This is a genomic window from Paraburkholderia sartisoli (assembly GCF_900107685.1).
Lineage (GTDB): Bacteria > Pseudomonadota > Gammaproteobacteria > Burkholderiales > Burkholderiaceae > Paraburkholderia > Paraburkholderia sartisoli.
On sequence record NZ_FNRQ01000004.1, the window covers coordinates 53736 to 67614 of the forward strand.

Genomic DNA, 13879 nt, shown 5'->3' on the forward strand with positions numbered 1-13879 from the left:
CACCTGTGCGGCCAGGGTGTCGTCGAGGCGATGGCGAATCAGCGCGCGGGAAACACGTCGCCAAAGCCGCCGGACTTCGCACCGGACGCGTGTAGCGCGGCGGCAACACGAGGCGAAAGCAGCGCATGGAGTTCGTCTGCGTGACGATAGTCGCGCATGCCGTCACTCAAGGCACCCTCGCCGGCCGTGGCGGGATGACAATAGATTTCGCCGACACCTTCGGGCAAACCGGCTAACGCCGCAAGCCATGTCGCTTCGTCCATCCGGCCCGATCCGGCGATGCCCACGACATAGTCGTTATGAGCGATGCCGGCCTGATCGAGTTGACGGCATACGTGTGCGATCCAGGGCTTCAACCAGAGCGGCGCGCCGGCCCGTGCATCCGGCTTCGTGCTGACCTCGTAAGGCAGACGCATCGCGCGCATGCCATAGTCGCGCCCGATTTCCAGAATCAGCTGCAGCACGGTGGGATGCAGATGAAAATGCTTGTGTGTGTTGACGTGATCGAGCGTCAGACCGGTCTTTTCGAACGCGTCGAACTGCGCGCGAATTTCGCGCGCGAGCTGCTTGCGCACATGCGGCAGCAGGAAAAACCGCACGCCGTCGAGCACCATGTTATTGCCGAAGCGGCCTTCATGATCGACCAGCGCGGGGATATGCGCACGCGGCGCGAGTGCGGCGCCATCGGCCAGCACCAGATGCAGGCCGACGCGCAAATCCGGCAACGCCCGCGCCCGTTCCACGGCATCGCGCGCCGCGGGTGCGCCGACCATCAGGCTCGCGGCCGTCAGAACGCCGCGCTCATGCGCCCATTCGACAGCCAGGTTGACACGCTCATGCAAGCCGAAGTCGTCTGCGGTAACAATCAGCGCGCGTGTCGCCTTAAGCTCGCCCTTAACGCCGGCCGCCTGAACCCGCGCATTGCGTGACGACGTTATTTGCCGCGCCTCAACCGCCATCCGGTGCCTCCATGCCATCCCGCTCCACCGATACCTCCAGTGGCACGCGGGCGCCACGCCACATGACATGCGAACCGAACGCGGCCGCGAACCATTGTACGGCCAGCAACGTGTCGCGCAGGGGCGTCAGTGCAAGATCGCGCCAGAACGTCCGCGCGTGGCGTGCGCTGCGCCAGTGCAGGAGCACGCGCGCGACGCCGCCAGCGATGATGCAGACCTCGCTCGCCAGCACGGCCGGACCGTGCGCGCCGCCCGTTGCGGCTTCAAGTCCCCAGGCCATGCCCGCGGCGAGCATCAGCCAGGGCGAGGTGAACGTAATGAACAGGAACGCGAAGCCGTGTGGCCGCACCGAGCGGATCGTCCGCAGCCAGCGGGTCTCGCGTTGCCATAGCGTCGCCAGCGTCGGCTCGATGACGTCGGTGGTGACCATCACACGCGAGAGCACGGTGCGCAACCCGAGCGCGCGGACGTGCTCGGCGAGCCAGTAGTCGTCGGCGAGGCAGTTGCGCAGCGCACCAAAGCCGCCGATGCGTTCGAGCGTCGAGCGACGCAACGCCAGCGTTGCGCCAAAGCCGAAGCGCCGCGAACCCGTTGCATGCGCAACACGCACGGACGGCGCAAACCATTCGTTGACAAAGAGCGCGCCGACACGCGGCCAGAATCCACCGATGCCCTGCGCAACATACAGGCACGTGACCACACCGACGTGTCGATCGGTGAGCGGTGCCGCAACCCGGTCGAGATAATCGGGCTGGACGGCGATGTCGCTGTCCGCGATGACGATCACTTCATATCGGGCGTGCTCCGCCATGTTGATCAGATTGCTGACCTTGCGGTTGCTGCCATGCACGCGTCCGTCCACCACGAGTTCGATATCGTGCGCGGGCCACGCGGCCTGCAGGCGCCGCACCACGGAGACAGCGGGATCGTCCGGTGACGATACGCCCAGCACGAGCTGGAAACGTTCATGACGCTGCTTGCAGAACGTCGTGAGATTCTCGTAGAGACGCGGCTCCGCCCCACACAACGGCTTGAGAACACTGATACCAGTGGTGGCGGGCAGCCGGGCTGCGTGATGACCGTTAGCAGAATGATGCCGCGGGAAAAGCGGCATGGCGAACGCGGCAAGCACCGCGTATAACGACGCCGCGCAACAGCCGGCTAGCAGCATCCAGAGCAGTGCAGACAACGCATGAGCCGCCATCGTCTGATTCCGCTAGCGTATGAAAGAAATGGAAAGTCCCCGACTGACACACATCTTGTCGACATTGACCGGATTCATTGGCATGGGCTCGTGATACGCACGACGGAATCCAGCCGTGCCTTTCATACGTGTACGTGTGTTGGTGTCGCGGTGTGTGACCGGTTGCACAGCGCGTTTCGATACGAGAAGACGCGCCATGCCGGTCGTTCAAGGAGCGATAGTAGCGACGCATCCTGAAGGAAATCTTAAGGAGGGGCGCACTCATGCTGTCGGCCTCACGTCGGAAACACCCGGACAATCCGTAAGCCCTTCGTCAATCTGCCCTTCACCTTCCCTGCGTGTCTGCGGGAACCGCACGTCGTGCGGCGAGCTTCTGCTGATGCAGCGCTTTGGTTGCTTCGCTGGAACCGTCCGCGCGCGACGGCGGCGGCGGCGGTCTCAAGGCTCTCACGACCTTGCCGCTGAACCGGCATTCCTCATAAAAAAAGCGCAGCGGACGGATTGATACGCGTGCGCAAAGGACAGGCGGACAAACGCATCGTCCTTCGCGCGGCTATTACAGCGGAATCAGTCCTGCAGTGCGGACCACATTTCCTTGTCGCGCTGCGCGGTCCAGATGCGCGGATGCGTCACGCCGCCCGCTTCATCGAAGGCACGCGAGACGTCGAACGGCAGGCAATGCTCATAGATGAACACGTGCCCGAACTTCGGATCCATTGATTTGCGCGTAAGCGCCATCGCCCCCTTCAGGTCGAGCTTTTGCGCGTACGCTTCGCGACCGGCCTTGAGCAGCGTGGTCACGAAATCCCGCGTGTAATCGATGCCTTTGTGAACATCCGCCGGCGAAAGCAGCGCCGGGCCGCGACCGGGCACGAGCTTTTCGGCACCGAGCGCGCGCAACGCTTCAAGTGTGGCGGGCCACTGCTCGAGTTGCGCATCGCCGCAATAGCACGCCGCGTCGTATTCGACGAGGTCGCCCGAGAACAGCACCTTCTGCGAGGGCAGCCACACGACCGTGTCGCCCTTCGTATGACCCGCGCCCAGGTGCGCGATCTTCACTTCCAGCTTGCCGAGCCACAGGGTGATTTCCCTGTCGAAGACGAGCGTGGGCCACGTAAGGCCAGGCACGGTTTCAACACCCGCGAAGAGACGCGGAAAGCGCTCGATCTCCGACTTCATGTCCTGCTCGCCGCGCTCGACGATCATCTCGTACGTGCCGCGGCTCGCGATAACCTGCTGCGCACCTTCCGCGAAATAGGCCGACGCGCCGAGCACGCGCACCGCGTGGTAGTGCGACAGCACGACGTATTTGATCGGCTTGTCGGTCACGCTACGGATCTTCGCGATGAGGTCCTGCGCCATCGCAGGCGTGGCCGTGGTGTCGACGATCAGCACGCCGTCGTCACCGATGATCACGCCGGAATTCGGATCGCCCTCAGCGGTGTACGCATACGCGTTATCGGAAAGCTGCGTGAACGTGATCTTTTTTTCTTCGAGGTCCGCCTGCGATGCGAATGCCTTTGCCATGTCTGTCTCCATTGCCGCCTGGTGAGGGGATGAAGCATGGTCGGCCTGGCGTGATAATTCGTCAATGGCAAATCTATTTGCTAACAGATAACCTCGGGTAAACGACGATCACAGGGTTCGCGTGACGCGATCGGATACCATGCTGTCGTTCCAGTACGAGACATTCAAATTGACCAGGCCTTCAAAGACCGGAGACATCGAGAGCCCTTCCGACGACGCATCCGCCGCAAAAAAACAGCGCGGCATCCAGAGCGTCGAAGTGGGCGGCCGTCTGCTCGATGCGCTGGCGCGTCATCGCGCGCCGCTTGGTCTGAGTGAGCTTGCGGGCGCGGCACAGCTTTCGGCGGCGCAGGCGTACACGTATCTCGTGAGCCTGACGCGGCTCGGTCTCGTCAAGCGCGACCCGCTGACCGGCAGTTACGAACCAGGCCCGCTTGCGTTGCGACTTGGGCTTCTGCATATCGAGCAGCAGCCTGCCTATCACGTGGCCGTGCCGCAGGCGGCGGCGCTCGCCGAGGCCTTCGGCTATAGCGTCGCTGTTTGCGTCGCGGGCACGCAGGGGCCGACCATCGTGCGATATGAACGTGGTGGATCTCCGCTACACGTCAATCTTCACATCGGCACCGTGATGTCACTCGAAGCGACGTCGACGGGGCGCGTGTTCTGCGCGTTTTTCTCGCCCTCGCAGGTCGCGGCCATGTGGCGGAGCCAGACACGTCCCCCTGATCGCACGAAGGACGCGCGCAATGCGAAGACGGGCCTCGCGCCCGCATTCAACGCACCTTTACGCGCGCGCCTCGACGACATCCGCGCGCGCGGAATGGAGCGCGGCATCGATGCGCCAAGCCCAGGCATCAGTAGCCTGAGCGTGCCGGTGTTCGATGCGGAGCGCCGCATGCAGCTCGCGCTAACGGTGATCGGCCCATCGGGCTCGATCGATGTCGACTGGGACGGCCCCGTGGCGCGCGCGTTGCGCGATGCGTCGCAACGCGTCACGGATGCGCTCGCGAACCGTGCCTGAATCCATTCCAGCAAGCGCCTCATGACCCCAGACGAGTCCCTCTCCCTTCCGATCTCCGGCGATACCCGGGCACAGCGCGGGATCAGCGCGCTCGACAACACCGGCGAACTGCTGCTCGCGCTCGTCGCGGCAGGCCGGCCGCTGTCGTTGCGCGACCTCGCCGCCGACGCCGGCATGCCCGCCGCCAAAGCGTTTCCTCACCTCGTCAGCCTGCTCAAGATCGGCTTGCTAAGCCGCGACGATGCGGGGTTTTTCAGCCCGGGGCCGCTTGGCCTCGAACTGGGGCTGATCGCGTTGCAACGTCTTTCGCCGATGCGCGAAGCCGAAACAGAAATCGCAACGCTCGCCGCCGGCTCGGGGATGAGCGTCGCGGCGGCCACGCTGGGGCCGCTCGGTCCCACCGTGATTCGTCTGGAAGAATCGTCGCAGCCGCAGCACGTGAGCCTGCGCGTCGGCACGGTGATGTCGCTCGTCAACACGGCAATCGGGCGCGTCTTTGCCGCGCATGTTTCGGAAGACGTGCTCGTCGGCCTGCTCGCGCAGGAATCCATTCGCCTCGCCGGCGCCGATCCGGCCGAGGCGCTTGCGCCGTCGAAAAAAGGCAGCGCGACGTTGCGGCCGGCCTACCGTTCGCGTCTCGCGCAAATACGCGAAGCCGGCATCGACGACGCGTTCGATGCACCCGTGCCCGGCATCGGGACGCTCGCCGCTCCGGTGTTCGATCACACGGGAAGCATCCGTCTGGTGATCGCGCTGATCGGTTCGTCGGGCGATTTCGGGCGCGGCCTTCACGGCGAAACCGCGAGGCAACTGCTCGCGGCAACGCAACGCCTGTCGTGGCGGTTCGGGTGGGTGAGCGAACGCTAAACCGCGGCCGTTGCAGCGGTATCGCCGCCGCCAACACCAGCACGCGCCATCGCGAGCGCTTCGCCCAGCACGTCCGCATCGCCGATATGATTCGCGAGCAGCAGCACGAGCTTCGCGTTTAGCATGTGGCTTTCTTCTTCGGTGAGCCCGTTGTGCGTTTCGATGAGTTTTTCGTAGAACGCATCCGGGTCTGCGAGATTCAGTTCAGTGTTCAACCGGTTCATGGTCGTGATCCTTCAGGCGTTGCACGTCGCGCGATCGAGCGCGGCCTTCACCAACGCCGGATCGAGCGCGCGCCAGCGCGCGCACACGTGCTGGTCGGGACGCAGCAGATAGAACGTAGCCGCGCGGGCATCGAAGCGCGCGTTGACGATACCTTCGACGTCTTCAACGACGATGATGCCCGACGGCATCGCAGCACCTTTCAACGGCGTTCCGCGCGAAACCACGATCAGCACGCGCACGGGTAAAGACAGCGTCGTCAACGCCGCGAGTCGCGCGGCGCATGCGGCGACGTCTTCGGCAGGATCGTGGAAATAGATGCCTGTGAACACCGCCCCGCCCGTCTGCTGCAAAAACCACGCGTCGCGGCCCGCCACCTTCACGGGGGCATCCGTGCATGCCGCGCCCGGCACCATCGCGCAGGAAAACGCGTCAGCGGTTTCGTCGGGTGTGTTCAGCGGCGAAGCACGCAGCACCGTGGGCACCGACAGTCTTCCGCTATTCACGACACGCCGCGCGAACGGACAGTCTTTCGCGAGCTTTAACGTCGCGTCGCGGAACGTGCGCGATATCGCGCTCTTCGGCGTGATGAAATCGGTGGCGCGTGTCGAGTGGAGGATGTTCTCGTCGGCGGCGTATTCGCGTTCGGACGCATACGTGTCGAGCAGCGCGGGCGGCGCGTCGCCATTCACGACGAGCCGCAGTTTCCACGCGAGGTTGTCGGCATCCTGCACGCCGCTATTCGCGCCGCGCGCGCCGAACGGCGAGACGCCATGCGCGGAATCGCCCGCGAACAGCACGCGGCCGTGCCGGAAGCTGTCCATGCGCTGACACGAAAACGTATAGACACTGACCCATTCCAGTTCGAATTCGGCATCGTCGCCCAGCAGGGCCTTCACGCGCGGAATCACGCGCTCGGGCTGTTTTTCCGCGACCGGATCGGCGTCCCATCCAAGCTGGAAATCGATGCGCCAGACGTTGTCCGGCTGGCGATGCAGCAGCACCGACTGGTTACGATGGAACGGCGGGTCGAACCAGAACCAGCGCTCGCTTGGGAACGACGCCTTCATTTTCACGTCGGCGATCAGAAAGCGGTCCTTGAACGTCCGGCCGTGGCTGTCGAGTCCCATGCAGCGACGCACCGTGCTACGCGAACCATCGGCCGCGATGACGTACCGCGCACGCAACGGGTAGACGCCGTCCGGCGTTTCGACCTGCAGTTCGACATAACCGTCGTGCTGGGTCAATCCTGTGACCGTGCTTTTCCAGCGCATCTGCAGATTGTCCATCTGCATCGCGCGTTCAGCCAGATAGCTTTCGACGTAGTACTGCTGGAGGTTGATGAACGCGGGGCGCGCATGGCCGGTTTCCGGCAGCAGGTCGAACGTGTAGACGAGCTCGTCCTGAAGGAACACCTTGCCGACATTCCATCTGACGCCCTTCTCGATCATGCTCTCGCTGCAACCGAGACGATCGAACACTTCGAGCGTGCGCTTCGCGAAACAGATCGCGCGTGAACCGCTGGACAGCGTGTCGTCGCTGTCGACGAGCACCGTGCGCACACCCTGCTGGGCAAGATCGATGGCGACGGTGAGACCCACCGGACCCGCGCCGACGACGACCACAGGATAGAGCGCCGGCGTGGCCGCATCGTGATCCGCGGCGCGCGCATAGGCGAAGCGCTGGGGCTGATCGTTCGTCGGCATGGCGTCTCCGGTTGCGGTCATGCTGATTAGTCCATGGCAAACGGCGTTGCCTTTCGCTAATTTTTAGTCATTGTATAAATGTTTTGTTATACGTGAATCTGTGTTTACCCCGAGGGAAAAACGGGCGCGAGACGTTGGCCGTTAGCGCGCGTTGGCTGGACTGTCTGCGGGTCACCACGGTTTCTGCTTGTGCGATGACAGTCACCGCGTGGCATGATTGTTGACCCGAGGCACTGAACGGCCAGTGTCGATCAGTCGTTGACAACGCAGGCTGGAGCATTCTGCGAGGAACTGGTGATGATGCTAACGATTGCATACATTGAAGAGCCGCCATTCGGCTGGACAGATGCGAACCAGTCGGCGACCGGCGCAGACATCGAATTGGCTGAAACGATTCTTCGGGCGATTGGCGTTACGAAGATCAATTACCAAGGTAGCCACGCGTTGCTTGATGCGTTCAACCAGCAACTGCGTACGTACCTCGGTTCAGATGATCACCGGCGTCGCACGTTACGATTTGGCTTGACCCGAAATGAGATTGATCCGGTCGTTCCTGGCTGAGAGGGGCTATCTTCGAGCGTGCGGGGGTAAGGTAGCGAAGAGAAAGCTGAAACGGATCATTTTTCTTCCCGGTTTATCAATGCAACACGCCTGGACTTTAGCCTCGATCCTACATGAGTGATTGCGGACTCAAGCTTGATCCTCTCGAACCGAGCACGCCAGGCGGGGGAAACTATCGCTTACGGCTAATCTCCAATGTCTCCTTCCGACAGCATCGAAGGGCTGTTGCGGGTCGGAAGTGTGAGTCCGCAAATTCAGGAAGCCGCCGTCCAGCTGCTCATTGCCGCCACTGTCGACAATCCGCCAGATTGCCAACGTAGAACCCGGACCGGTCGAATGTCGGCAAAGGCCGAAGCGTGCGCATCGCTATTCCGGCAGGTTCCAGGGCCCTCCTGTCGACGCGGTTGCGAGGGCGAGCCACGCGCACATGCACCGGAAAAGCGCTCTAAAGAATACTGTCCAACGCCTTGGAGAGTCTGGCGACCGCGCCTTCGACGTCATGTAGTTTGTCGAGGCCAAATAATCCGACGCGGAAGGTCTTGAAGTCTTCAGGCTCGTCGCATTGAAGGGGAACGCCGGCTGCGATCTGCAAGCCGGCATCGGCGAATTTCTTGCCGGATCGTATGCCGTCATCGTCCGTGTAGCTGACCACGACACCCGGAGCCTCAAAACCTTCGGCCGCCACGCTTTTGAAACCTTTGTCACTCAGGAGTGAGCGAACGCGCTTGCCGAGTTCAACCTGCTCCGCTCTCACTTTGTCGAAGCCATATGCCCCGGTTTCCTTCATGACGTCGCGCAGCGTCGCGAGACTGTCCGTGGGCATCGTGGCGTGGTACGCGAACCCGCCGGTCTCGTAGGCTTCCATGACCTGCAGCCATTTGCGAAGATCGCAAGCGAAACTGGTGCTGGTTGTTACGTCGATTCTTTCGCGGGCGAGAGGGCTGAGCATGACCAGTGCGCAGCAGGGTGACGCGCTCCATCCCTTTTGCGGCGCGCTGATCAGGACATCGACGCCACTGGCCTGCATGTCCACCCAGATCGTACCCGAGGCGATGCAATCCAGTACGAACATGCCGCCGACGGCGTGAACAGCGTCGGACACGGCACGCAACCAAGCATCAGGCAGCATTATCCCGGATGCAGTTTCGACATGCGGTGCAAAGACCAGATCCGGCTTGTTCTCCCTGATCGCGGCGACCACTTCTTCGATCGGAGCAGGGGCATAGGCGGCCTGCCTTCCTGGTTCGACCGGACGCGCCTTCAACACCATCGATTCAGACGGAATGCCGCCCATGTCGAAAATCTGCGACCAGCGGAAACTGAACCAGCCATTACGGATGACCAGACACTTCCTGCCTGTCGCGAACTGCCGGGCGACGGCTTCCATGCCGAAAGTCCCGCTGCCCGGAACGATAACCGCCGACTTCGCGTTGTAGACCTTTTTCAGCGCACCGGAAATATCGCGTACGACGCCTTGAAAGAGCTGCGACATATGATTGATTGATCGGTCGGTGTAAACGACTGAATATTCGAGGAGTCCCTCGCGGTCGACATGAGGAAGTAAGCCTGGCACGTTCGCCTCCGGTAATAGACGAATAAAGGAATCGAAAACAGATTCTAACGAAAGCCACCTGCAACGGCATCGGCCGGAAGGCCCCGTTACCAATCCAGCAAGTTTCGGTATGGACCCGACGTCGAGCCACGCCGGCTGGGAATGCTCCAGTGGCAACAATCGGCACGATTGTGAACCTTCGCTGGAGCGTGGTCAAAAAATGAAACTCCCATCTTTCTTGTGGGAGTGTGCCATGAAGACCGAACAGTAGCTGCAATAAAACGACGCAGAAACGTCCCTGGTTCGTAAGCGTCGACCGATCTGTTTACGGGAACGTGGGAACTCGTTCGAAAAGAACTGGGCCATCTGTTTCCAATCCCGATCGGCTGCCACTCCGTGACGCTGGAATTGCGCGGACAAGGTGACGTCGCCGAGGAGTTCGCGTCTGGTGACGCAGATGCACTGCTCAAATTCCTGAGGCGTAGAGGCGCAGTCGCCGGCGATCCCGGGGCACTTCCAGAGTCATTATGCGAGGCCACAAGCCTCGCCGCGACAGACCTCCTCACCGCACCGCGAGGCGGAATCGTCAACTACAAGGTGCCCCTCGGCGAACATGTCTCACGTGGCACAGTCATCGCAGAAATCGTCGATCCGGGCGCGGACGACCCGCTCGGATCGGCAATTGCAATTCGCACTAAAACCGATGGGATCGTCGCTTCCCGGACGCTGATTCGCTTTGTGCCACGCGGGGAAATTATCGCCAGGATCGTGGGAACGGTATCGCTTCGATCCGGAGCGTTGCTTGAGCCTTAGTCTCGATTGAGGTCAGCGGCTACGTGGCTGATCTGCTTGAACGGCCGCTTTGGTGCGAGCTCACCGGACGTCAGATAGTCGCCGCCGACGCCGACCCAGGAATAGCCGCACGAAGTCGGAGCAAGCCACCAGGCGCCCGGCAGAATCGGTCCCGCGAGGCCCCGATCATTGACGCGCCCATCCCCCTCGCAAGACGTGCGATTTCGAGGTCGAATAACGTGCCCATGGCTTCCCTCGCAACGTCCGTTCTTGTTATGTAACGAAGCGCTACTACAACCCGGGTACCAATGCCGCGGATTTACAACTGGGCCGGTTATCAATCGCCTCACTAAAGCTGCGCGCCCTTTATCCCAGAGATATACATCGCATCGCATGCAAACTGGCGGCCAGAGTTTCTCGTGGCATGACAGAAGATATTAAGCATTCAGGTTACGGATCGTTGCAATTTGCTCGATCTGCTTACAGGGCGTTTCCGTATTCTTCAGCACACAACAATGAAGGAGGATTCGCCATGAAAACGATGCTCAAAACGCTGGCGTGCGTGCTGGTGTTTCCACTCGCACTTGCCGCATGTGGAGGCGGCGGTGGCGATGGCGGCAGCACCTCCACGGGCACGGGCACGCTCCGTGTCCAGATGACGGACTCCCCGTCATGCGGTTTCGACCATGTCTATGTGACGGTCAGCAAGGTTCGCGTCAACACGAACGCGCAGGCCGGCGACACTGACGGTGGCTGGACTGACGTGGCATTGTCGAGCCCGCAGAAGATCGATCTGCTGTCGCTGACCAACGGCGTGCTGGCCGACCTCGGACAAACCGCTTTGCCCGCCGGCCAATACCAGCAGGTTCGTCTGGTGCTCGCGCAGAATCAGGGCAACACGCTGGCCAATTCGATTGTTCCGACCGGCGGCAGCGAGCAGGCGCTCGACACGCCAAGTGCCACGCAAAGCGGCTACAAGATCATCCGGCCGTTCACGGTGCAACCGAATACGCTGGTCGATCTCGTACTCGACTTCAACGCGTGCAAATCGATCGTCCAGAAAGGTAACGGCTCGTACAGTCTGAAGCCGGTCGTGACCGCGACGCCGACAGTCGTGAGCGGCACGATCTCCGGCTACGTTGCGCCTGCCGAAGCGGGGGCCGCTGTCTATGCGGAGCAGAACGGCCACATCATCAAGGGCACCGTTGCCGACAGCAACGGACAGTTCGTGCTGACGCCGCTCGAGCAGAGTTCAACCAGCGGCAACTATGATGTCGTCATCGTGCAGAATAACGTTGCAACGGGTATCGTGCGCTCCGTGCCGGTCGTTGTGAATACATCGACGGTCGTGGCCACGTCGTCGGCACCGATCGTGCTGCCGGCATCCGTCATGCAGGTCGCAAGCGGGACAGTGCTGCCGGTCAGCGCGCAGGCCATCGTACGGGCGCTGCAATCGATCAGCGGCCTCAACTACGAAATCACCAGCGCGAATGCGAATCTGGATACCGGAGCCTACGCGCTGAACCTGCCAGCCGCCGCACCACTGGTCGGCACTTATTCGGGGAGCTTGCCGGTCGCGCTGTCCCCGGTCGCAAGCGCGGCCGGACAGTACACCGCAGAAGCCGATAGCATGAGCGGTGCGACCCAGTCGTCCGCAGTCAATGTATCGACAACCAGTCAGGCCAACGTCAACTTCAGTTTCTAACAATCACTACGCGATGAAGGATGAAGGGCGCAAGCCCTTCCCCGGAGAACCTCATGAAAAAAATCTTCTGTCTCCTGACGGCAGGTGCCGCCCTGTTGAGTGGCTGTGCGCTGTATGTGCCTGATTCGCCGGGCGTCGTTGTCGTGCCGCAAGGCAAGCCCCAGGGTGGTCCGGGCAACGGTTTCTGTCCGCCGGGACAGGCGAAAAAGGGGAATTGCTAAGAAGACACAGAGGGCGCCCGCAGGCGCCCTCTGTGTTCCATCAAGTCGAATGGCTGATTGCGGTGTGCTGGCTGTGGTGAAGCCTGGTGTTCACCTGCGCATGCGAGTGTGAACGCGCGTGATCTGTGTGAGCCGCATGAAGACTCTTGCTCGTTTGCGCGTCGGCACGGTCCGCCTGCGTGTCCGATCGATCCGCCGCGCGGGCAAGACCAGCATCACGGTCGGCTGAATTGAAGCCGTTGGTGTTGCTGGCGCCCTTGCTGCTCATATGCCCGGCCGACATGCCGCCCGCGTTGCCGCCCAGACCACCGTGTCCGGCGCCCCCGTTGCCTCCCGCTCCGCCGCCTCCACCGCTTCCGCCTCCATTGCCACCCGCTGCCGCAAAGGCTGACACGGAAGCAAGTGCCACGACGCTCGCGGCAATCCATTGCACTGTTTTCATTTTCACCTTCCCAAAGTCCACCTGAATGCCTGGATTGTACGAACGGCGCGGGCTGGCAACCCCGAACACTTGTAATCAACTGTAAGTGGCGTGGTCTCGCCGCCACGGATCAGGCATCGTGTCCCAGGCCGATTGCGGTCATCGTCAACAGGTAAACTCACCCGACAGATGGGGTTGTCGCCAGAAAGAAAACGGGCGCGAGACGTTGGCCATCTGCGCCCGTTTTCTGGATTGATTGTTTGAGGATTGCGACCAGAAAGCCGGTCCCCGCTTTATCAAACCCGCATCGCTTCCTCCAGCACCTCACGCAGCTTCGGCGTACAGCCGATCACGCGATTGCCGTGCTGCAGGCACGCCTGCGTGAGGAAATCGTTGGTCCAGCCGCCGGCCTCCTCGATCAGCAGGACGGCTGCGGCCGCATCCCACGCGTTGATGTGCAGTTCGCAATACGCGTCCTGACGCCCCGCCGCCACATACGCGAGGCCCAGCGCGCCCGAGCCGCATCGCTTCACGCCGGCGCCGAGATCGTTCAGGCGCGTCGCGACCTTGAGATAGTTTTCAAACGACGCCCGCGGCGACCAGCCCAGTTCGACGACAGACTGGCGCGGATCGTCGATTGTGCTCACCTTGATCGGGCGACCATTCAACGTCGCGCCGCAACCACGGCGCGCGGCGAACAGTTCGTCGGCCATCGGGTCATAAAGCACGCCGATCTGTGTGCGCCCCTGATGCACGAACGCGATCGACACGCAAAAGTACGCAATGCCACGCGCGAAATCAGCGGTGCCGTCGATCGGATCGACGATCCACACGCTTTCGCTGAAGGCACCGCCGCCCTCCTCGCCAAAGAATCCATCGTCGGGAAATGCCTGCGAAAGCCGCAGCGCGATCAGCTTTTCGACCTCGGCATCGGTTTCAGTCAGATAGTCCTGCGGACCCTTGAATTTGAGGTTCAGTACGTCATCCCGCTCAAGGAATCTTCTTCGCACGAGATAGCCGGCTTCCTGCGCAATCGCGCAAGCCGCCAGCAAACGAAGATGCATTTCAACCTCGGTCATTCTTCATTCTCCAATGTGTTGTCAACGCACGGTCAGGGGAGC

Annotated in this window: 13 protein-coding genes and 1 pseudogene; 6 read left to right on the forward strand and 8 right to left on the reverse strand. The window is 61.9% G+C overall.

Features of this window, described 5'->3' with window-relative positions; all coding sequences use genetic code 11:
- Positions 1-38: 38 nt before the first annotated feature.
- The 3 genes from hpnK to BLV45_RS14105 form a co-directional block, all read right to left on the reverse strand.
- Positions 39-959 (reverse strand): hopanoid biosynthesis-associated protein HpnK, encoded by a 921-nt coding sequence (hpnK, locus tag BLV45_RS14095; RefSeq protein ID WP_090533991.1) that lies wholly within the window; start codon positions 957-959, stop codon positions 39-41.
- The gene (hpnI, locus tag BLV45_RS14100) at positions 949-2163 is read right to left on the reverse strand and encodes a bacteriohopanetetrol glucosamine biosynthesis glycosyltransferase HpnI (protein ID WP_090533994.1); all 1215 of its coding nucleotides are present in this window, start codon (positions 2161-2163) and stop codon (positions 949-951) included. The genes hpnK and hpnI overlap by 11 nt, the downstream gene beginning before the upstream one ends.
- 567 nt (positions 2164-2730) lie before the next feature.
- On the reverse strand, positions 2731-3690 hold the full coding sequence (locus BLV45_RS14105) for an MBL fold metallo-hydrolase (RefSeq protein WP_090533996.1): 960 nt from the start codon (positions 3688-3690) through the stop codon (positions 2731-2733).
- 169 nt (positions 3691-3859) lie between these two features.
- Here BLV45_RS14105 and BLV45_RS28325 point away from each other — a divergent pair, with 169 nt between their 5' ends.
- Both BLV45_RS28325 and BLV45_RS28330 read left to right on the forward strand, forming a co-directional pair.
- Entirely contained in the window at positions 3860-4711 is an 852-nt protein-coding gene (locus BLV45_RS28325) for an IclR family transcriptional regulator (RefSeq protein WP_322788613.1), read from the forward strand.
- Between the two features lie 21 nt (positions 4712-4732).
- Entirely contained in the window at positions 4733-5578 is an 846-nt protein-coding gene (locus BLV45_RS28330) for an IclR family transcriptional regulator (protein WP_090534000.1), read from the forward strand.
- Here BLV45_RS28330 and BLV45_RS14120 read toward each other — a convergent pair.
- On the reverse strand, positions 5575-5802 hold the full coding sequence (locus BLV45_RS14120; RefSeq protein ID WP_090534002.1) for a DUF2783 domain-containing protein: 228 nt from the start codon (positions 5800-5802) through the stop codon (positions 5575-5577). The two genes, BLV45_RS28330 and BLV45_RS14120, sit on opposite strands and share 4 nt — an antisense overlap.
- 12 nt (positions 5803-5814) lie before the next feature.
- A complete protein-coding gene (locus tag BLV45_RS14125; protein WP_090534004.1) occupies positions 5815-7506 on the reverse strand; it encodes an FAD-dependent oxidoreductase in 1692 nt (563 codons plus the stop codon).
- Between the two features lie 297 nt (positions 7507-7803).
- On the opposite strand from BLV45_RS14125, the pseudogene BLV45_RS27890 reads away from it, so the two are divergent.
- A pseudogene (locus BLV45_RS27890) lies at positions 7804-7935 on the forward strand (transporter substrate-binding domain-containing protein); the annotation flags it as partial.
- A gap of 577 nt (positions 7936-8512) precedes the next feature.
- Here BLV45_RS27890 and BLV45_RS14135 read toward each other — a convergent pair.
- Positions 8513-9640, reverse strand: coding sequence for an aminotransferase class V-fold PLP-dependent enzyme (locus BLV45_RS14135; protein ID WP_090534008.1), 1128 nt, complete (start codon positions 9638-9640; stop codon positions 8513-8515).
- Between the two features lie 375 nt (positions 9641-10015).
- Here BLV45_RS14135 and BLV45_RS14140 point away from each other — a divergent pair, with 375 nt between their 5' ends.
- From BLV45_RS14140 to BLV45_RS27070, 3 genes are all read left to right on the forward strand, one after another.
- On the forward strand, positions 10016-10432 hold the full coding sequence (locus BLV45_RS14140; protein WP_176954164.1) for a succinylglutamate desuccinylase/aspartoacylase family protein: 417 nt from the start codon (positions 10016-10018) through the stop codon (positions 10430-10432).
- A 511-nt stretch (positions 10433-10943) separates the two neighbouring features.
- Positions 10944-12116, forward strand: coding sequence for a DUF4382 domain-containing protein (locus BLV45_RS14145; protein WP_090534010.1), 1173 nt, complete (start codon positions 10944-10946; stop codon positions 12114-12116).
- 53 nt (positions 12117-12169) lie between these two features.
- Positions 12170-12337, forward strand: coding sequence for a YajG family lipoprotein (locus BLV45_RS27070; RefSeq protein ID WP_143130426.1), 168 nt, complete (start codon positions 12170-12172; stop codon positions 12335-12337).
- Positions 12338-12377: 40 nt separating this feature from the next.
- Here the strand turns inward: BLV45_RS27070 and BLV45_RS27895 are convergent, their stop codons facing one another.
- On the reverse strand, positions 12378-12779 hold the full coding sequence (locus tag BLV45_RS27895) for a hypothetical protein (protein WP_090534663.1): 402 nt from the start codon (positions 12777-12779) through the stop codon (positions 12378-12380).
- 275 nt (positions 12780-13054) lie between these two features.
- Complete coding sequence (locus tag BLV45_RS14155) at positions 13055-13837, reverse strand: inositol monophosphatase family protein (protein ID WP_090534012.1); 783 nt, start codon at positions 13835-13837, stop codon at positions 13055-13057.
- Positions 13838-13879: the final 42 nt, after the last annotated feature.

Excerpts from the sequence above, each read along its gene's own strand:
- hpnK (WP_090533991.1), bottom strand. The coding sequence starts at position 959 with ATGGCGGTTGAGGCGCGGCAAATAACGTCGTCACGCAATGCGCGGGTT.
- hpnI (WP_090533994.1), bottom strand. The coding sequence starts at position 2,163 with ATGGCGGCTCATGCGTTGTCTGCACTGCTCTGGATGCTGCTAGCCGGC.
- BLV45_RS14105 (WP_090533996.1), bottom strand. The coding sequence starts at position 3,690 with ATGGCAAAGGCATTCGCATCGCAGGCGGACCTCGAAGAAAAAAAGATC.
- BLV45_RS28330 (WP_090534000.1), top strand. The coding sequence starts at position 4,733 with ATGACCCCAGACGAGTCCCTCTCCCTTCCGATCTCCGGCGATACCCGG.
- BLV45_RS14120 (WP_090534002.1), bottom strand. The coding sequence starts at position 5,802 with ATGAACCGGTTGAACACTGAACTGAATCTCGCAGACCCGGATGCGTTC.
- BLV45_RS14125 (WP_090534004.1), bottom strand. The coding sequence starts at position 7,506 with ATGCCGACGAACGATCAGCCCCAGCGCTTCGCCTATGCGCGCGCCGCG.
- BLV45_RS14145 (WP_090534010.1), top strand. The coding sequence starts at position 10,944 with ATGAAAACGATGCTCAAAACGCTGGCGTGCGTGCTGGTGTTTCCACTC.
- BLV45_RS27070 (WP_143130426.1), top strand. The coding sequence starts at position 12,170 with ATGAAAAAAATCTTCTGTCTCCTGACGGCAGGTGCCGCCCTGTTGAGT.
- BLV45_RS27895 (WP_090534663.1), bottom strand. The coding sequence starts at position 12,779 with ATGAAAACAGTGCAATGGATTGCCGCGAGCGTCGTGGCACTTGCTTCC.
- BLV45_RS14155 (WP_090534012.1), bottom strand. The coding sequence starts at position 13,837 with ATGACCGAGGTTGAAATGCATCTTCGTTTGCTGGCGGCTTGCGCGATT.